This is a genomic window from Polaribacter sp. KT 15, assembly GCF_900143115.1.
In the GTDB taxonomy this organism is placed as follows: domain Bacteria; phylum Bacteroidota; class Bacteroidia; order Flavobacteriales; family Flavobacteriaceae; genus Polaribacter; species Polaribacter marinaquae.
Map to the genome: position 1 here is coordinate 3016879 of NZ_LT670850.1, position 18393 is coordinate 3035271.

An 18393-nucleotide genomic window follows, 5' to 3' on the forward strand; every position below is an offset into this window, starting at 1 on the left:
CAAACAAAAATGAACCAATCAGACTTTTTAAAAGTTGTTTTACCTTTTAAGGATAAGGTCTTTAGATTAGCCAAAAGATTATTGGTGTCTACAGAAGAAGCAGAGGATGCTACACAAGAGCTTATTTTTAAGTTGTGGCGTAGTAAAGATAAAATAGCTGGTTATAAAAATGTAGAAGCATTTGCAATGACAATGACAAAAAATTATTGTTATGATAGACTAAAATCTAAGCAAGCAAGTAATTTAACATTAGTACACAGTAATTATAAAGAGAAAGAAACGTCTTTAGATAAAAAACTAGAACATCAAGACAGTGTAAACCAAGTGCACCAATTGATAGAAAAGTTGCCAGAACAGCAAAAGATTATTATTCAGTTAAGAGATATTGAACAATATGATTTTGATGAAATATGTAAAATGGTAGATATGAAGCCAACCGCAGTAAGAGTGGCATTATCTAGAGCAAGAAAAACTATTAGAGAACAATTAATTAAAAAACACAACTATGGAGTTAGCTAACATAGAAAAATTAATAGAAAAGTACGAAAACGCAGAAACTACTTTGCAAGAAGAGGCAACCTTAAGAAACTATTTTAAAGAAGGTGATGTACCACAACATTTGCAAGAGTATGCTTATATGTTTACCTACTTTTCTGTATCGAAAGATGAAACGTATACAAAAACCATTAAGTTAGAAACTAAAAAATCTAAAAAGAAAAACTTTAAATGGTTGTCTGTAGCAGCATCTGTAGTCTTATTATTTAGTGTATTTGTTGGTAAACAACAATACAGCGAATACCAAGAAAGAAAAGAAGCAGAAAAAATTTATGCAGAAGTAAGTAAAGGATTAAAATTATTGTCTAAAAACTTAAAAAAAGGAGAACAAGCAGTTGCAACTTTACATACTTATGATAACTCAGTAAAAAAGATTTTAAGATAAACCAAGTAAATATTAGTAAAACCAAGTAAAACAAGAAAAGATGAAAAAAATATTATTATTAATCGCATTTATAGTAACACCTTTGTTAAGCAATGCGCAGTCTTTATATGATTCTTTAGAAGATATAAAAGAAGTAGATATGGTAGTTGTTACCAAAGATGCATTTGAAATTTTATCGAAATTTAATTCAGAAAAATTTAAAGATAGCGATGAGATGAAAGTGTTTCAAATGATACAAGAATTAAAAGAATTCAAAATGTTTTCTACAGAAGACAAGGCCATTGCAAACAAAATGGAAAGCATGGTAAATGCGTCTATTAAAAAACAAAACTTAACACAGTTAATGAGAATCAAAGAAGACGATTCTAGAGTTAAGATTTATGTAAAAGCATCTAAAAACAAAGACTTTGTTAATGAAGTTTTAATGTTTATTAAAGGTATCGATAAAAAGACAAATGGCATGTCTGAAGCAGTTATTGTCTCTTTAACAGGTAACATAGATATTAATAAAATGTCTGATCTAGCAGATACTTTTGCAAACAAATAATATAAAACATGTACAATCTAGTTTTTTTAAAATTAGATTGTACTTTTTAAAACTTAATCAATGAAAAAATTAACAACCATACTTTCTTTACTTTTTGTACTAGTTTTTGCAAGCTCATGTAAAAACGATAAATCATTACAAAGTTATTTAGTAGACACAAGCGGTAAAGAAGATTTTTATACGGGCGATTTACCAGTAAGTTCTTTACTAACTGCAAATTCAGATGTTTCTGATGATGTAAAAGAAACCATGAAAAGTATCAAGAAAATTAATGTAGCTTTTTTACCTAAAACTGCAGATAATTCTGTTGCTTACGAAACTGAAAAAGGAAAATTAAAAAAGATATTTACCAACAACGATACTTATAAGAACCTGATGTCTATGAAGACAAAAGGAATGAATGTAAAAGTCTACTATTCTGGTGATACAAATTCCATAGACGAAGTTATCGCTTTTGGATACGGTAAAGAAGCCGGAGTAGGAGTCGCAAGATTATTAGGAGAAAATATGAATCCTTCTAAGATAATCGATATGCTAAATAGCGTAAATGTAGACGGAGACAGTACTTCTTTAAAACAGTTTTCTAAGATGTTCAACAAATAGTTAGCATTTTAAACTTACAAAAAACCTCAATTTCGAAAGAAGTTGAGGTTTTTTTAGTTATTTTTAGAAAAAATTCTAATGAAATTAAGATTACTATATGTAGCATTTTTAATGCTACTAACTTCCTGCGTGAGTATTAAAAAACACAACGAACAAATTTCTAAACTACATTCGGTAAAAGATTTAAGAAAGGATATTGATGAATTGTATTCTGAACTTAAAAAATACCATCCAAGATTATATCAGTATAGAACTAAAGAAGTTTTAGATTATAAGTTTGATAGTTTAAAAAAATCACAGAATAAACCTTTAAATAGTAGGGATTTCTATAAAAAAGTAGTGGTAGTTATTTCTCAAATGGGGCACGGACATACTGCTATTAGTCCGCCTGCAAAAATAAGAACCAAAAAGGAGAGAAAACTTGATTTAAAAATGAAAAACGAGTTTAATGAGTTAAAGTTTGAAACATTAAATTCTAAATTATTTATAAGTGACGGGGCAGAATCTGATAGTTTACTAATAGGAGCAAAAGTTCTTAAAATAAATGATGAGGACATTTCTGATATTTATGTAAATTATAGAAAAACCTTTTCTTCAGATGGCTTCAATACCACATTTTACGATAAAGTAATTGGTAAACACTTTAAAGAATTATATTTAAAAAATAATGGTAGACAAGATAGTATTCAATTAATTTTAAGTTTAAAAGATTCTTTATTTAATAGAACTTTTAAAAGAGTTCTAAGAAAAAAAACGAATAGCAACGATAAGCAAAAAGATTCACTAAAAATTAAACCTAATACAAAAGAAAAAAATAAAATTTCATGGAAAGAAAAACGAAAGTATAATAAAATTCATGGCTATAATTATCGAGACAAAACTTATAATAGAAATTTAGAATTTATCGGAAAAGATAGTACAATTGCATACATGAAAATTAGAAGTTTCACAAAAGGAAATTTCAAAAAGTTTTATGAGCAATCCTTTGCAAAAATAGCTAAGAATAAAACACAAAATTTAATTTTAGATTTACGTTTTAATGGAGGTGGTAAAGCAAAAGAAATTAAAAATTTATATTCTTATTTAACAGATAAAGAATTCCAGTTTTATACGCGAAGTGAAGTAAAAACTAGAATGCCGTTATTAAAAGTAATTTATAGTAACAGCACATCTGGATTTACTAAAGTAATTTTTGGTGCAGTTTCACCTTTTATTGCTATGCATAGAATGTTTAGTGTCGAAAAAGAAAACGGTCAATTATATTTTAATTATGGTACAAAAAAAGAGAAACCTAATCCTTTGAATTTTAAAGGTAAAATATATGTTTTAATTAATGGATATTCATATTCTGCTGCAGCATTATTAGCAACATATTTGCATGGTAGCAAACGAGCGTTTTTTGTGGGTGAAGAAACAGGTGGTTCTTATAACGGCACTGTTGCTGGTTTTATGAGGCAGCATAGATTATCTAATACCAAAGTAGCAGTCAGATACGGAGTTTTACATATTGCAACTCCTTACAAAGAAAACCCTGATGGTTATGGTGTTAAACCAGATGTAGAAATTATACCAACAATAAAAAATAGATTAAATAAAACAGATCCAGAATTGGATTGGATTTTAAATGAGATCGAAAAATAATTAGTAAAATAATCAACAATGAAATTTAGTTTCTTATAAAATTATAAGTTGTAATTTTTATTGAATTTTTGTACCAAATACAACTCATTTTTTATATAATTTTAGGTTTTTTGGTACGTTTTTTGAATTTAACTGCTCATTAACAAGTTCTATCTTCATATTTAGTATTTTTGAAGTTTAGAAGAATATATTATTTATGAAGATTAAAATCTGGATTCTACTTGCATTCCTATCAATAAGCACCATAAGTTTCTCACAAAATAATGCCATTTATAGAGCAGAAAGAGAAAAAACGCACAACTTAATTCATACCAAACTAAAAGTTAATTTTAATTTTGATAAAAAAGAATTAAATGGTGAAGCTTGGGTTACTGCAAAACCTCATTTCTATGCTACAAACCTTTTTACGTTAGATGCAAAAGCAATGTTGTTTGATGAAGTTTCTTTAAACGGAACAAAATTAAATTACGATTATGATGATGCTCAAATTGTAATAAAACTTCCAAAAAAGTATACAAAAGAAGAAAAATTTACGGTCTATTTAAAATATACTGCAAGGCCAGAAAAAGTTAAAGACAAAGGTAGTGCGGCAATTACTGGTGCAAAAGGTTTGTATTTTATAAATGCTGATGGTGCAGATAAAAATAAGCCAACACAAATCTGGACACAAGGAGAAACAGAGGGAAGCAGTTGTTGGTTTCCAACAATAGATGCGCCCAATCAAAAAACTACACAAGAAATTTACATTACAGTTCCTAACAAATATGTTACTTTATCTAATGGATCACTTGTAAATCAAACGAATAATGGCAATTTAAGAACTGATTACTGGAAAATGGATCAAAAACATGCACCTTATTTATTTTTTATGGGTGTTGGCGAGTTCGAGATAGTAAAAGATTCTTATAAAAATATTCCGGTAAACTACTATTTAGAAAAAGAATATGCACAATATGCAAAAGATATCTTTGGTAATACACCAGAAATGATACAATTCTTTTCAGAAAAATTGGGCGTTGCTTATCCTTGGAATAAATATAGCCAAATAGTTGTTAGAGATTATGTCTCTGGTGCTATGGAAAATACTACAGCGGTTGTTCATGGTGAACAAGCATACCAAACACCCGGACAATTAATCGACGAAAATATTCATGAAAACACTATAGCACACGAACTTTTTCATCATTGGTTTGGCGATTTAGTAACCACAGAGAGTTGGGCTAATTTAACACTTAACGAGTCTTTTGCGAATTATAGCGAATATTTATGGCAAGAATATAAATACGGAGAAGAGGCAGCAGAAATGTACATGCATTCTAATGTTAGTTCATATTTAGAAGGTCAAGAATCTGATAAGGATTTGGTACGTTTTAATTATTTAGATAAAGAAGATATGTTCGATTTAGTTAGCTATAACAAAGGTGGCGCTATTTTGCATATGCTAAGAAACTATTTAGGAGACAAAGCTTTTTTCGAAAGCTTAAAAACGTATTTAAATGACTATAAATATAAGGCAGCAGAGGCACATCAATTGCGTTTAATTTTCGAGAAAGTAACTGGTAAAGATTTAAACTGGTTCTTTAATCAATGGTATTTTGGTGCAAATCATCCAAAAATAGATGTTTCTTATGATTATAATAAGTTAAGAAAAACTGTAACAGTAAACATTTTACAACTGCAACCAGAAAATTTTCAATTTCCTTTAACATTAGATATTTTTGAAGGTACTAAGCGTAGAAGAGAAACTGTTTTTGTAGAAAATAACGATGCTTCATTTACGTTTCCGTTCGAAACTATGCCAGATTTAATTCAGATAAATTCTGATGGTGTATTGTTGGCAGAGATTAATGAAAATAAAGTTTTAAGTGATTATATTTTTCAGTTAAAAAATGCAACACATTTTATGCATCGAAGAGAAGCGCTTTTAGAAGTTGTAAAAAAACAAGACGATAAAGTTGCGTTTAACGCTGTTGTATCAGCTTTAGATGATTCTTCATATAAAATTAGAGTACTGGCTTTAGAAAATATCGATTTAATTAATAAATTTTCTAAGAAAGATGCCATTAGAAAAATTATGCAATTGGCTAATAATGATGCTAAAACATTGGTTAAAGCAGCTGCTATAGAAACTTTAGGGAAATTAACAGACCCAGAATTAAAATCTATTTTCACAAAAGGTTTGCAAAGTAAATCGTATGCAGTTTTAGGAAAATCTTTAGTTGCTATGTATTATATAGATAAAGATTTGGCTTTAAAAAAATCTAAAGAATTACCAGACGATGTTCGTAAAATATTGGCAACACCGTTAACACAAATATTTATTGAGTCTAAAGACGAAACAGAATTACCATTTATTGCTAAAAGTGTTGTTTCTGGTATGTTTTTATCTGGACAAGGACCAACAAAAGTGATGTATGAAAAAGCTTTTAAAATGATTTCTAAAAGTAATAATATGTTGGCAATTCAGAATTTAGTAGAAGATATGGTAACCAAAGGAAATCAATATAAAAAGTTTAGCTTCGATAAAGTAGTAATCAACTTAATGAGAACAATAATACAAGAACAAGAAAAATCTACAAACACCAATAAAGATAGAAATATTGCGATTGTAAAAGAAGCAATGACGGGTCTCTTGTAATTTTTTTTATTAAAAAAATACTAGAATGCTTTATATTATTGCAATCTCTTTATTATTGATACTTTTAATATTTACTATTCGAAGTAATAAAAAAAGAGCGATTAAAAATATCGAAAAAATTTCTGTACCCAATCATTGGCACAGTGTTTTAAAGAATAACGTTTTATTTTATCAAAAACTTACAGAAAAAGAGCAACAACTTTTTCGAGAAAAAATGGCACGCTTTTTATCATCCGTTCATATTAGGGCTATTAAATTTGAAATAGAAGAGTTAGATACGTTATTAGTTGCTGCCAGTGCTGTAATTCCTGTATTTAGATTTCCTTCTTGGCAGTATACAAACTTAACAACGGTTTTAATTTATCCAGATTATTTTGATGATGATTTACAGTTTGACTCTAAGGCAGCACACAGAAATATTGGTGGTTTAGTGGGTACAGGAAGGTTTGAAAATCAAATGATTTTATCAAGAAAAGCACTGCATCATGGTTTTCATAATAAAACAGATAAAGGAAACACAGCTATTCACGAGTTTATTCATCTTCTCGATAAATCGGATGGTGTTATTGATGGTATTCCAGAAGTTTTACTAGACAAACAATACACGATTCCTTATTTACAGTTAATTCATAAAAAAATCGAAGAAATTAATAATGATGATTCTGATATTAGAAATTACGGAGGAACATCTGAAATTGAATTTTTAGCTGTGTCCGGAGAGTATTTCTTTGAAAGACCTAAACTAATGAAAAGAAAACATCCAGATTTATATAAGATGTTAGCGTCTTGTTTTATTAAATAATTTTTAGAAGTTTAAAAAGAGCAAAAAAGGTAGATTTAAGAACGCAAATTATTCTTGTTCGTAAATAATACTTCTTTGAGTTTCTTTCTTATAACTATTTTTAGGTGAAATAACCTTACTAGCTTCCGGAAGATAATTTTTACTTTTTGGGTTTAATAAATAATCAAGTTGATACCCAATCATTTTTTTAAAAGGAACTAGAAAATTAGAAGTATCGCAATTTTCTATTTCTGCTTTTTTAAGTAGATTTAAAACCGTGTAAACAGACTCTATCGTACTAAGACAAAGCGATTCTGGCTGTTGTTTGATAATAAATTTAGATTTTATTTTGTTGTCGAAACTTATTCTATTTAATTCCTGTAAGTTTTTACTTAGCTTCAGCATTTTTCTTGCACAAGGCCAAGTACCATCAAGAATAAAAATATGAGGTTTTTTATCTAAAAAACGTTCTATTTCTGGTTTTTTTCTAGTAGATAAATTAAAACTTTCTTTACCTGGGTATAATAAGAAAGAAGAATTTTCTTTATTATCAATTATATTATTAATTCGTTTGTTTTTGGTAAAGTCTACACCAACAACTATTTCAGCATTTTTTAACTGAAGATTTGTCATAACTCCCGTTCCGTTTTTCTCTTTTTTATATTCTTTCGGATGCATTAAAATAATAAAACGAGTTTTTGTATCAAAAGAACGGATGTGTTTACAAATACAAGTACTATTTGGTCTCATACATTTGTAACATTGTATTCTGTAATTATAACTTTCTTCTTGCAAAATAAATTTTTGTTTAGATGCTTTTAATTTGTGAATATTAAAAATTTAGTTTGCAAAACTACTACTTTTTAAATCAGAAATATATCAGGGAAAAAAAGATCATCATCTGTAAAATTTTTCTCTTTTCCAATTTTAAAAATACTACAATAAGTAAATAAGTATCTGCGATGAAACAGAATAATTTAGTTACTCAAAAGTTAATTTCATTTCTATTTCTGGAGCCAAATGATATGTAAAAACAGCTTTTTGCTTAGTAAATGGTTTTTCTAGGTGATAAGCGTAAGGTGTTGTTAAAGTAGAATCGTATCTTTTTAACCAATAGTCTTTATAAATATGAACATTTGTATCAATTACCAAAGTATTATAGTGTTCTGTTTTCTTAGAAATAGCAACTTTTAAAGGATTGGAATTATCTGAAATTGTATTATTTAGTATGCTATTTCTAACATCAAAAATAACATCTAAAAGTTCTTCTTCTTTATCAGGTTCATCAGTATTAATTAAAGAAGAGGTGAGCAGCACATTTTCTGGAATCAAAATTACGTCTTTCTTAAATTGAGGTAATAAATTCATTAAAATGGGTACATAACATTCTCTATATAAAACAGCATCTAAAGTTTCGCTTATTAAAATGTCATAACATACACTTTTAGGTACTTTTATAGTTGTGGCGTCTGCAGTATAAATTGTACTTATGTATGGCAATAAATTAAAAGCACTAATTATTTTTTTTGTTGACTTTATTGATGCAACATTAATATCAAGCAAAGAAAACTCAATTTCACTTGGTTTAAAAAGAGTACATATCAATGTGAAAAAAGGTGCGTAAGGCCCGCAACCGGCATAAAATATTTTTATCTTTTTTTTAGGCTTTTTGTCTTGTATTTCTTTTATAGCAGTATATATCGCTTGTAAAAAAAGAGTTGTTCTTTTGTAATCTAATAAACATAAAGCAGCATAATTTAAACCCAAGGCTTTTCCTTTTGATGTGGGTATTGCTACTAAATTTTCAATTGAAAAATCAGAACCTGTAATAGCAGTTGTTTCTTGTAATTTAAGATGAATTTTATTTAAACTAATTTTAGCATTTTCCTTAGTAATTTCAGCATCTAACAGTTTTGTGGTTTCTGTTTTAATTTCAATAAAGTTAGGGTTACTATTCAAAATTAAATTGTTTTTAAGTTATAAAACGAATGTAAGTTTTTAGTTGGCACAGAATTCACGTATAAATACCTGTTTTTGTAAGAAAATGAATCTTAAGAAAAAGCATTAAAAATTTAAAGAGTAATTATAATTGAGGTAGTATCTTTGCATTTTAATAAATTAGATGTCTACTAACGCACTTTTAATTACTCCGCCATTTACGCAGTTAAATACTGCTTATCCTGCTACGGCATATATTAAAGGATTTTTAGATGCTAAAGGTGTTAAAACAAAGCAGCTAGATTTAAGTATCGAGTTATTTACAAGTGTATTTACTAAAGAATTTATAGATGCTATTTTTAAACAAGCAGAAATGCTTGGTAATACTGCGTTGCCGTTGGTTTGGCAACAAAGAGAAGCATATATAGATAAAGTAGATACTGTAATGAATTATTTGCGTGTACAAGAAGTTACTGCAGCTTATCAAATTGTGCACAAAGATTTTTTACCGCACGGGCACAGGCGTATAAAACTAAACAAAGATTTATCTACAGAGTTTGGTAAACTTGGTATTTTAGACAAAGCAAAACACATTGCCACTTTATTTGTAGAAGAATTGGGCGATTTTATAAATACCAATGTAGACGAGTTTTTTTCTTTTACACGTTATGCAGAACAAATTGGTAGAGCAGCATCTAGTTTTAATACTTTAGAAGAATGTTTGCAATATGAAACCACTTTAATAGAAGACGAAATGTTGTATTTGTTAGAAGAACAATTACAACAAGATGCTTATAATTTGGTTTGTTTTACAATTCCGTTTCCTGGTAATTTGTTTTCTGCATTAAGATGTGCGCAATTTATCAAAGAAAAATATCCAACAATTAAGGTTGCTTTTGGCGGAGGTTATTGCAATACAGAGCTTAGACGATTAACAGACACGCGTATTTTTAATTATGTAGATTTTATAACTTTAGATGATGGTGAAGGGCCGTTATTAAGAATTACAGAATATTTAGAAAATAAAATAGGAGAGGAGTCTTTAGAAAGAACATTTATTTGCAGAGAAAATAAAGTTGTTTATGCAGATAAATCTCCGAATACAATTTTTCATCATAAAAATTTACCAGCACCAAGTTATGTTGGTTTGCCAACAGCAAAATACTTGTCTTTTTTAGATGTTATGAATCCGATGCACAGAATGTGGTCTGATGGTAAATGGAATAAGTTAACTATTTCTCATGGTTGTTATTGGAAACAATGCTCGTTTTGTGACGTTACTTTAGATTATATCGGCAATTATCAAAACACTACTGCAGACGATTTGGTAAATAAAATCGAAAAGATAATTGCAGAAACAGGTATAACTGGTTTTCATTTTGTAGACGAAGCAGCGCCACCAAAAATGTTAAGAGCGTTGGCCAATAAATTACTAGAACGTAAAGTATTTATTACTTGGTGGACAAATATTAGATTCGAAAAAACTTTTACGCCAGAACTGTGTGCACTTTTATCTAAATCTGGTTGTATTGCAGTAACTGGTGGTTTAGAAGTTGCATCCGATAGGTTGTTAGCAAAAATGAAAAAAGGAGTAGATATTGGGCAAGTAGCAAGAGTTACCAAAGCATTTTCCGACCAAAATATAATGGTTCATGCTTATTTAATGTTTGGTTTTCCTACAGAAACAGCGCAAGAAACTATCGATTCTTTAGAAGTTGTACGTCAGTTGTTTTATAACAATTGTATTCAATCTGCTTTTTGGCATCAATTTGCTTGCACAAGTCATAGTCCGGTAGGTAAAAATCCAGAGGAATTTAAAATTAAAATTACAGGACCAAAGTTTGAAGGTTTTGCAGAAAACGATTTATTTCACGAAGACCCAACAGGGGCAGAGCATCATCTTTATAGCGAAGGATTAAATATTGCATTAAATAATTATTTGAATCATAAAGGTTTTGAAATTCCGTTGTATAATTATTTCAATTTTAAAGTACCAGAGGTTACTGTTAAAAATAATTTAATCGCTAGTCATTTATAGATTTTTTTAGAAGCTATTTCCTGCTTTTCGCACTCGCTTTTTTTAGTATGTTCACTTTATAAATTTGCTCATACTTCACAAATTTTCGCGAACAAACTAAAAAAGAGCTCAAACAAATGCTACAATCAGGGCTAAACTTGTTTACTACTTAAGTTAAGAATCAAAAAATAGTTTTTATTTGTAAACGTAAATATGCTAACATGATTTAGCAAAAAAAATATTAGTTAACCATAATGTATATAACTGTTGTAAGTTGTCTTTGATAAAGAGGCAACATCAATTCAATAATTATTTAAGTATAATTATGAGCTATTGTAAGTTACATTACAAATTTCTTAAAAATATCATTTAAAGAATCTTCTGGTTGTTCACACAAACCAGGGTGTGTTTTAGAGCTTTGTATAATTGTACTTCTGCAAGCAGCAAGCCATCTAAATCTATCTGCAATTTCAAATTCACCAATTTTACCTCCGGCTTTATTGCCCTCACAAATTTGCACCCAAGCTGCTAAATAATTATTTAAAAAATTAAGATCTAATTCTGGGGCAAGTGCTTTTAACTTGTCTGGGTTTATATGGTATTTAATTCCTAAAAACTTTTTTCTTTTAGAAAATAGAATTACACCCACGTTAAAAAATTCTTCGCGTTCTACTTTTGGCACAACACGTATAATTGCATATTCAAATGTAAATCTATCTTGCATCTTCTGCTTCTTTTACTAATGAATCTAACATTTTTAATTTTGCATTTAAAAAAGTAATATATGCATTTCTCATTTTGTTAGGTTTTAAAACTTCACCTTCATTCTCCAACCAATCTTCCGGAATTTTAGAAACGATTTCATTTATAATAGATTCGTTTATTTCTTTTTTAATTTCTAGTGCAGCTTCTTTTAGTTTTGTTGCTTTCGCTAAAAGTACATGGTCTTTTATTAACGGAAACGTTCTTGTTAAATGATTTTCCCAAGTACTCCAATTATGGTGAAAGTAAAAACTAGCGCCATTGTCAATTACCCAAAGTTCATTATTCCAATGCAGCAAGTTTGTATTTTTTGTTGTTCTATCGATATTACTAATCAAGCTATCTAACAATACAACTTTAGATGCCGTAAAAGCATCAACTTTAGAAACCAAAGGATCGTAAGTAATTGCGCTCGATAAAAAATGAAGTCCTAAATTTAAACCCACACTAAATTTCAATAAATCTTGTATTTCTTCATCGGGTTCTGTTTTTGCAAAAGAATCATCCAAATTCATAAATACTAGTTCGGGTACTTTCAGGTTTAAAGCTCTCGCAAGTTCGCCACCAATAAATTCAGAAATTAAAGCTTTGGTTCCTTGGCCGGCTCCTCTAAATTTTAAGACATACAAAAAACCATCATCTGCTTTTACAATTGCAGGCAAAGAACCACCTTCTCTTAAAGGTTGTAAATACTGAACCACATTTACCGTTCTTATATCAATTTTATTCATAAATACTAAAATATACTATTTAAACAAGTTTGTTGTAAAAATTAGGTTTTTGTTGAAAACGAAAAGTAAACGTAAAATTATTTTTGATATTCTTCAAAAGTACCATCATCATAAAAAACTACAATTCGTTGAATATTTTTTCCGCTGTTATTTTTTTCTGAAGAAAATAAAGTAGGAGAAGAAGGGGTGTGCTGTTTTATTTTCTGAACTGCATTTTTAGGAAAAACACCTTCGTCTTTTAAAAGCCAATTAATATCTACGTCGTTAAATTCTGATGTTACTTTTAATATAAAATCTAAACTTGGTTTGTTTCTTCCAGATAAAATATGAGAGATACTAGAACGTTGCACACCAACTTTATCTGCAAACGTAGATGCCGAAAGTTGATGATGTTCCATTACTTTTTTCAGTTTACTTGTAAAATTGGCTGTGTTTATCATTGTAACAACTTGTTGTTTTACAAATGTAAAATATATTATTGTAACCACAAAGGTAAATTTATATCTAGTTTTATTGCGTGTTTAAATATGTGAAGTAAAACTTTAGTTAAGTCTTGTAAAATGCTAAAATATAGTAATTTAAATTTTTAATATAAGAAATTATTATATTGATGTTTAATCAAATAGCTTTGAGAATTAGAAAATAGAAATCCTGTTTACAAAAGTAACTTTGTAAACAAAATTACAGGTTTACATTTGTAACAATTGGGTGATTTACATTTGTAACATTTTAGTTTGATTACAAATGTGATTGCTTTATTTTTACAAAGATTTTACAACCGATTATTATGAGATTGTTAGCAGTAGATTTTTTGAAGACCATTTTTAAAGAACAAAAAGAAACTTCTATTTCTGGAAAATGGATTCGTTTTAAAGACATAGAAAGTTTGTTTCAGAAATATGAGTCTAAATTTCTTGTGCAAGAAATAGGTACATCAGAAAAAGGAATGCCTATTTATAAACTTAAAATAGGTACTGGTAAGAAAAAAATATTGTTGTGGTCGCAAATGCACGGAAATGAAAGTACGGGTACAAAAGCATTATTCGATCTATTTAATTGCTTTTTAAATAATAATAAAAAGCAATTACAAACGATTTTAGATGCATGTACATTGGTTTTTATACCTATGTTAAATCCAGACGGAGCAGAAGTATATACAAGAGTAAATGGTAATAATATAGATCTTAATAGAGATGCTGTAGATCGAATTGCAAAAGAAAGCAAGTTATTAAGAAGTCTTTTAGAAGATTTTAATCCGCAGTTTTGTTTTAATTTACACGACCAAAGAACTATTTTTAATGTAGAAAACACTAAAAACCCTGCTACAATATCTTTCTTAGCGCCATCAGAAGAAGTGACAAGGGTGTTAACTAAAGGTAGAAAACAGACAATGAATGTGATTGCAGCTATGAATGCTGTTTTGCAAAAAATGATTCCGAATTATATAGGTAGATACACTGATGAGTTTTACCCAACTGCTACCGGAGATAATTTTCAAAAGTTAGGTTACAACACTATCTTAATAGAATCTGGGCACTATCCTGATGATTATGTAAGAGAGGTGTCTAGAGAATATACTTTTTATGCTATTTTACAGGGTTTGTATCATATTGCAATTACCGAAGATTTTAGTGAGTATAAAGACTACTTTACTATCCCAAACAACGCAAAAGATTTTTATGATATAATTCATCGATATTCAGGCGAAAAGGAGGATATTGCCTACCAATATAAAGATCAAATTGTTGATGGTGAGTTAGTTTCGACATTGGTTAAAGTAGAAGAAAGTAGCTTAAAAGGCAAAATTGGTCACCACGAAATCGTTTTCGAAAGCTAAAAACATTAGATATTTCTCATTTTTTTCATTGTTCTCTTAAATTAAATTTATAAATTTGCGATTATAATTGAATAATATATAAATTATGAAAAAATTCATTTTAGACGAAATAGACCATCAAATCTTAGACATTTTAATAGAGAATGCTAGAACACCATTTACAGATATTGCAAAACAATTATTAGTGTCTGCAGGAACCATTCACGTTCGTGTAAAAAAGATGGAGGATGAAGGTATTATTCAAGGTTCTACTTTAACACTTAACTACGAAAAAATGGGCTATTCTTTTATAGCACATGTTGGTGTATATCTAGAAAAAACGTCTATGACACAGAGTGTTATAGAAAACTTAAGAAACATACCTAACGTTACTGTTGCATATGTAACAGCAGGTAAATATAATATTTTCTGTAAAGTTAGAGCAAAAGGAACAAATGATGCAAAAGACATTATATATCAAATAGACGATGTTCCTGGAGTTAATAGAACAGAAACTATGATTGCTTTAGAAGAAAGTATAAATGATAAAAAGAGAATGATGCACGCAATTTTTAAAGAATTGTAGTAGTATTTTACTAATAAATAATTAGAAATCCTTATCATTAAAATGATAAGGATTTTTTTGTGGATTCTACTTTTGATTGTTTATGTTTGTTAACGTTATGAAATATACAACGTATGGCAAGTAAAATTAAATTTATCGCAAATTCTATAGCAAAAGAACAACTTTTACATTTATATAAAGAAATGTTGTTACCTAGATTAATAGAAGAAAAAATGTTAATTCTTTTGCGTCAAGGTAAAATATCTAAATGGTTTTCTGGCATTGGGCAAGAGGCCATTGCAGTTGGTGTAACGGCTGCTTTGTATGATGATGAGTACATTTTACCAATGCACAGAAATTTAGGAGTGTTTACAACACGTAAAATTCCTTTACACAGACTTTTTTCGCAATGGCAAGGTAAATTAAATGGTTTTACTAAAGGTAGAGATAGAAGTTTTCATTTTGGGACACAAGAATTTCATATTGTTGGTATGATATCGCATCTTGGGCCACAATTAGGCGTTGCAGATGGTATTGCATTAGCAAATAAAATAAAGCAAAATGGCAAAGTTTGTGCAGTTTTTACAGGAGAAGGTGGTACAAGTGAAGGAGATTTTCATGAGGCCTTAAATGTTGCTTCTGTATGGGATTTACCCGTATTATTTTGTGTAGAAAATAATGGATATGGTTTGTCTACGCCTACATCAGAACAATTTAAATGCAATCATATTGCCGATAAAGGCATTGGTTATGGCATGGAGAGTTATGTAATTGATGGGAATAATATTTTAGAGGTGTATGCAAAAGTATCTGAAATAGCCGAAAGTATTCGAAAAAAACCAAGACCAGTATTGTTAGAGTTTAAAACCTTTAGAATGCGTGGGCACGAAGAAGCGAGTGGAACAAAGTACGTACCAAAAAATTTATTAGATACTTGGGCAGATAAAGATCCTTTAGAAAATTTTAAAGAATTTTTATTAGAAGAAGGTGTTCTTACAGAAACATTAGATGCATCTTTTCGTACTGAAATTACATCAGAAATAAATACAAACTTAGATATAGCATATAATGAGGAAGAAATTATACCAAATTTAGAAGAGGAGTTAAAAGACGTTTATAAAGATTATAGTTACAAAGAAATAGTTCCGTCTCTCGATAAGAAAAAAATAAGATTTGTTGATGCCATCTCAGAAGGATTGGAGCAAGCAATGGAAAAAAATGATAATTTGATTATCATGGGGCAAGATGTTGCAGCTTATGGCGGTGTTTTTAAAATTACTGATGGATTTTTAGATAAATTTGGCAAAGAACGTGTAAGAAATACTCCAATTTGCGAGTCTGCAATTGTTTCTGCTGCTTATGGTTTGTCTGTTAACGGATTTAAAGCTGTTATGGAAATGCAATTTGCAGATTTTGTGTCATCAGGGTTTAATCCTATTGTAAATTTACTTGCAAAATCGCATTATCGCTGGCAACAAAAAGCAGACATTGTAGTAAGAATGCCTTGCGGTGCAGGTGTTAATGCAGGGCCTTTTCATAGTCAAACAAACGAAGCTTGGTTTACCAAAACTCCTGGTTTAATAGTTGTTTATCCGGCTTTTCCATCAGATGCAAAAGGGTTGTTAGCTTCGGTAATAGAGAATCCAAACCCTGTAATGTTTTTTGAGCATAAAGCTTTGTACCGTTCTGTTTATCAAGAGGTATCTACAAATAGTTATACAACAGAAATTGGTAAAGCAGCTTTTGTAAAAGAAGGTGATGCATTAACAATTATTAGTTATGGTGCTGCAATACATTGGGTTTTAGAGTCTTTAGAAAAGCAAAACATAGAAAATATAGATGTAATTGATTTAAGAACGTTACAACCTTTAGATGTTGCAACAATATATAGTTCTGTAAAAAAGACAGGTAAAGCAATTATTGTACAAGAAGATTCTATGTTTGGTGGTTTGGCTAGTGATATTTCTGCATTAATAAGCGAAAACTGTTTCGAATATTTAGACGCACCGGTGGCTAGAATTGCAAGCTTAGAAACTCCTATACCTTTTCAAGCGGAATTAGAAAATCAGTATTTAGGAAAAAGTCGATTAGATAAAGCCATAGAAGTGCTTTTAAATTATTAAAAATTAGTATTTTTAGAGTTAAAAATTAGTATTCATGATTAACAAACAAGTTATACTTAAAAATAGACCAAAAGGTTATCCAGATGAAAATACTTGGCAATTAGAAAGTAATGAAATTACTGAGTTACAAGACGGAGAAATTTTAATAGAACATCATTATATATCATTAGACCCAGCAATGCGCGGTTGGATGAATGATTCAAAATCATACATTCCGCCAGTAGCATTAGATCACGTTATGCGTGCAGGTGCTATTGGTAAAGTTATCAAAACAAATAACAATCCAAAATTTGAAGTGGGAGATTGTGTAACAAGTTGGGGTGGCGTACAACAATATTCTATTACAAACGGAGATGGTTGGTTTAAAGTAGATGAAAGTTTGGCCTCAATGCCAATGTATTTGGGTACTTTAGGTATGCCAGGAATGACAGCGTACTTTGGTATTTTAGAAGTAGGAAAAGTTAAACAAGGAGATATCGTTTTGGTATCTGGTGCTGCAGGAGCTGTAGGTGCCATTGTTGGGCAAATAGCTAAAATAAAAGGCTGTACAGTAATTGGTATTGCTGGTGGAAAAGAAAAATGCGACTACATTGTAAATGAGTTAGGTTTTGATGATGCTATAGACTACAAAAACGAGAATATTTATTCTGCCTTAAAAAAGAAATGTCCTAAAGGTATCGATGTCTTTTTTGATAACGTAGGTGGTGTAATACTAGATGCAGCGTTAAGCAAATTAAGAATGCATGCAAAAGTAATTATATGTGGAGCAATTTCTCAATACAACAACAAAAGCAAAGTGCAAGGCCCTAGTAACTATCTATCATTGTTAGTAACACGTTCTACAATGCAAGGTCTTATGGTAATGGATTATACTAAAGATTTTGGTAAAGCTGTAAAAGAAATGAGTGGCTGGTTACAAGAAGGAAAACTAAAATCGAAAGAAGATATTTACAACGGAATTGAAAATTTTCAAGAAACCTATAATAGACTTTTTACGGGTAATAAAAACGGAAAATTAGTTTTAAAAGTAAAAGAGTAGTGGAGCAAGAGCATTTTTTTCAATGCCCATATTGTTGGGAAGAAGTATCGATGATTTTAGATGCAAGCGTACATCAGCAAACCTATATAGAAGATTGTGAGGTTTGCTGTAATCCTATAGAAGTTACACCAACTTTTGAGGCAGGAGAATTAATAGCCTTTAATGCACAAAGTATCGAACAATAATTTTTAGAAGCTATTTCCTGCTTTCGCTACTCGCTTTTTTTCGCTTCGCTAGATTGTTTTTATAAAA

The 18393-nt window shown here is 29.5% G+C and carries 18 protein-coding genes; 13 read left to right on the forward strand and 5 right to left on the reverse strand.

Going from position 1 to position 18393, the window contains the following annotated elements; translation table 11 throughout:
- Nucleotides 1-9: 9 nt before the first annotated feature.
- From B5464_RS13340 to B5464_RS13370, 7 genes are all read left to right on the forward strand, one after another.
- Complete coding sequence (locus tag B5464_RS13340) at nucleotides 10-519, forward strand: RNA polymerase sigma factor (protein ID WP_077809219.1); 510 nt, start codon at nucleotides 10-12, stop codon at nucleotides 517-519.
- Nucleotides 506-940 (forward strand): hypothetical protein, encoded by a 435-nt coding sequence (locus tag B5464_RS13345; RefSeq protein WP_079738784.1) that lies wholly within the window; start codon nucleotides 506-508, stop codon nucleotides 938-940. The genes B5464_RS13340 and B5464_RS13345 overlap by 14 nt, the downstream gene beginning before the upstream one ends.
- A 40-nt stretch (nucleotides 941-980) precedes the next feature.
- Nucleotides 981-1487: a DUF4252 domain-containing protein gene (locus B5464_RS13350; protein ID WP_077809221.1), complete on the forward strand. Its 507-nt coding sequence runs from the start codon at nucleotides 981-983 to the stop codon at nucleotides 1485-1487.
- Nucleotides 1488-1547: 60 nt separating this feature from the next.
- A complete protein-coding gene (locus tag B5464_RS13355; protein WP_079738785.1) occupies nucleotides 1548-2090 on the forward strand; it encodes a DUF4252 domain-containing protein in 543 nt (180 codons plus the stop codon).
- A 78-nt stretch (nucleotides 2091-2168) separates the two neighbouring features.
- Entirely contained in the window at nucleotides 2169-3731 is a 1563-nt protein-coding gene (locus tag B5464_RS13360) for a S41 family peptidase (RefSeq protein WP_079738786.1), read from the forward strand.
- 196 nt (nucleotides 3732-3927) lie between these two features.
- On the forward strand, nucleotides 3928-6369 hold the full coding sequence (locus tag B5464_RS13365; RefSeq protein WP_079738787.1) for a M1 family metallopeptidase: 2442 nt from the start codon (nucleotides 3928-3930) through the stop codon (nucleotides 6367-6369).
- Nucleotides 6370-6394: 25 nt separating this feature from the next.
- Nucleotides 6395-7171, forward strand: coding sequence for a zinc-dependent peptidase (locus B5464_RS13370; protein ID WP_079738788.1), 777 nt, complete (start codon nucleotides 6395-6397; stop codon nucleotides 7169-7171).
- Nucleotides 7172-7219: 48 nt separating this feature from the next.
- On the opposite strand, the gene B5464_RS13375 is transcribed toward B5464_RS13370, so the two are convergent.
- The gene (locus tag B5464_RS13375; RefSeq protein ID WP_302849545.1) at nucleotides 7220-7945 is read right to left on the reverse strand and encodes a tRNA-uridine aminocarboxypropyltransferase; all 726 of its coding nucleotides are present in this window, start codon (nucleotides 7943-7945) and stop codon (nucleotides 7220-7222) included.
- Between the two features lie 186 nt (nucleotides 7946-8131).
- Nucleotides 8132-9109, reverse strand: coding sequence for a hypothetical protein (locus tag B5464_RS13380; protein WP_079738790.1), 978 nt, complete (start codon nucleotides 9107-9109; stop codon nucleotides 8132-8134).
- A gap of 163 nt (nucleotides 9110-9272) precedes the next feature.
- Here B5464_RS13380 and B5464_RS13385 point away from each other — a divergent pair, with 163 nt between their 5' ends.
- Nucleotides 9273-11126 (forward strand): radical SAM protein, encoded by a 1854-nt coding sequence (locus tag B5464_RS13385; protein WP_079738791.1) that lies wholly within the window; start codon nucleotides 9273-9275, stop codon nucleotides 11124-11126.
- 319 nt (nucleotides 11127-11445) lie between these two features.
- Here B5464_RS13385 and B5464_RS13390 read toward each other — a convergent pair whose 3' ends face one another.
- From B5464_RS13390 to B5464_RS13400, 3 genes are all read right to left on the reverse strand, one after another.
- Nucleotides 11446-11829 (reverse strand): DUF3037 domain-containing protein, encoded by a 384-nt coding sequence (locus B5464_RS13390; protein ID WP_079738792.1) that lies wholly within the window; start codon nucleotides 11827-11829, stop codon nucleotides 11446-11448.
- Nucleotides 11819-12598 carry a HipA family kinase gene (locus B5464_RS13395; RefSeq protein ID WP_079738793.1) on the reverse strand — a complete coding sequence of 260 codons (780 nt, stop codon included), beginning with the start codon at nucleotides 12596-12598 and terminating at the stop codon, nucleotides 11819-11821. The genes B5464_RS13390 and B5464_RS13395 overlap by 11 nt, the downstream gene beginning before the upstream one ends.
- A gap of 77 nt (nucleotides 12599-12675) precedes the next feature.
- Nucleotides 12676-13038: a helix-turn-helix domain-containing protein gene (locus tag B5464_RS13400; RefSeq protein ID WP_077809230.1), complete on the reverse strand. Its 363-nt coding sequence runs from the start codon at nucleotides 13036-13038 to the stop codon at nucleotides 12676-12678.
- 347 nt (nucleotides 13039-13385) lie between these two features.
- On the opposite strand from B5464_RS13400, the gene B5464_RS13405 reads away from it, so the two are divergent.
- From B5464_RS13405 to B5464_RS13425, 5 genes are all read left to right on the forward strand, one after another.
- Nucleotides 13386-14435, forward strand: a complete 1050-nt coding sequence (locus B5464_RS13405; RefSeq protein WP_079738794.1) for a M14 family zinc carboxypeptidase — start codon at nucleotides 13386-13388, stop codon at nucleotides 14433-14435.
- Nucleotides 14436-14520: 85 nt separating this feature from the next.
- A complete protein-coding gene (locus tag B5464_RS13410) occupies nucleotides 14521-15000 on the forward strand; it encodes an Lrp/AsnC family transcriptional regulator (protein ID WP_077809232.1) in 480 nt (159 codons plus the stop codon).
- 113 nt (nucleotides 15001-15113) lie between these two features.
- Nucleotides 15114-17102, forward strand: a complete 1989-nt coding sequence (locus tag B5464_RS13415) for a thiamine pyrophosphate-dependent enzyme (RefSeq protein ID WP_079738795.1) — start codon at nucleotides 15114-15116, stop codon at nucleotides 17100-17102.
- Nucleotides 17103-17136: 34 nt separating this feature from the next.
- A complete protein-coding gene (locus B5464_RS13420; protein WP_079738796.1) occupies nucleotides 17137-18141 on the forward strand; it encodes an NADP-dependent oxidoreductase in 1005 nt (334 codons plus the stop codon).
- A complete protein-coding gene (locus tag B5464_RS13425) occupies nucleotides 18141-18326 on the forward strand; it encodes a CPXCG motif-containing cysteine-rich protein (protein WP_231963609.1) in 186 nt (61 codons plus the stop codon). The genes B5464_RS13420 and B5464_RS13425 overlap by 1 nt, the downstream gene beginning before the upstream one ends.
- The last annotated feature ends 67 nt before the right edge of the window (nucleotides 18327-18393 follow it).

Excerpts from the sequence above, each read along its gene's own strand:
- B5464_RS13350 (WP_077809221.1), top strand. The coding sequence starts at position 981 with ATGAAAAAAATATTATTATTAATCGCATTTATAGTAACACCTTTGTTA.
- B5464_RS13345 (WP_079738784.1), top strand. The coding sequence starts at position 506 with ATGGAGTTAGCTAACATAGAAAAATTAATAGAAAAGTACGAAAACGCA.
- B5464_RS13340 (WP_077809219.1), top strand. The coding sequence starts at position 10 with ATGAACCAATCAGACTTTTTAAAAGTTGTTTTACCTTTTAAGGATAAG.
- B5464_RS13390 (WP_079738792.1), bottom strand. The coding sequence starts at position 11,829 with ATGCAAGATAGATTTACATTTGAATATGCAATTATACGTGTTGTGCCA.
- B5464_RS13365 (WP_079738787.1), top strand. The coding sequence starts at position 3,928 with ATGAAGATTAAAATCTGGATTCTACTTGCATTCCTATCAATAAGCACC.
- B5464_RS13410 (WP_077809232.1), top strand. The coding sequence starts at position 14,521 with ATGAAAAAATTCATTTTAGACGAAATAGACCATCAAATCTTAGACATT.
- B5464_RS13355 (WP_079738785.1), top strand. The coding sequence starts at position 1,548 with ATGAAAAAATTAACAACCATACTTTCTTTACTTTTTGTACTAGTTTTT.
- B5464_RS13415 (WP_079738795.1), top strand. The coding sequence starts at position 15,114 with ATGGCAAGTAAAATTAAATTTATCGCAAATTCTATAGCAAAAGAACAA.
- B5464_RS13360 (WP_079738786.1), top strand. The coding sequence starts at position 2,169 with ATGAAATTAAGATTACTATATGTAGCATTTTTAATGCTACTAACTTCC.
- B5464_RS13405 (WP_079738794.1), top strand. The coding sequence starts at position 13,386 with ATGAGATTGTTAGCAGTAGATTTTTTGAAGACCATTTTTAAAGAACAA.
- B5464_RS13420 (WP_079738796.1), top strand. The coding sequence starts at position 17,137 with ATGATTAACAAACAAGTTATACTTAAAAATAGACCAAAAGGTTATCCA.
- B5464_RS13395 (WP_079738793.1), bottom strand. The coding sequence starts at position 12,598 with ATGAATAAAATTGATATAAGAACGGTAAATGTGGTTCAGTATTTACAA.
- B5464_RS13385 (WP_079738791.1), top strand. The coding sequence starts at position 9,273 with ATGTCTACTAACGCACTTTTAATTACTCCGCCATTTACGCAGTTAAAT.
- B5464_RS13370 (WP_079738788.1), top strand. The coding sequence starts at position 6,395 with ATGCTTTATATTATTGCAATCTCTTTATTATTGATACTTTTAATATTT.
- B5464_RS13400 (WP_077809230.1), bottom strand. The coding sequence starts at position 13,038 with ATGATAAACACAGCCAATTTTACAAGTAAACTGAAAAAAGTAATGGAA.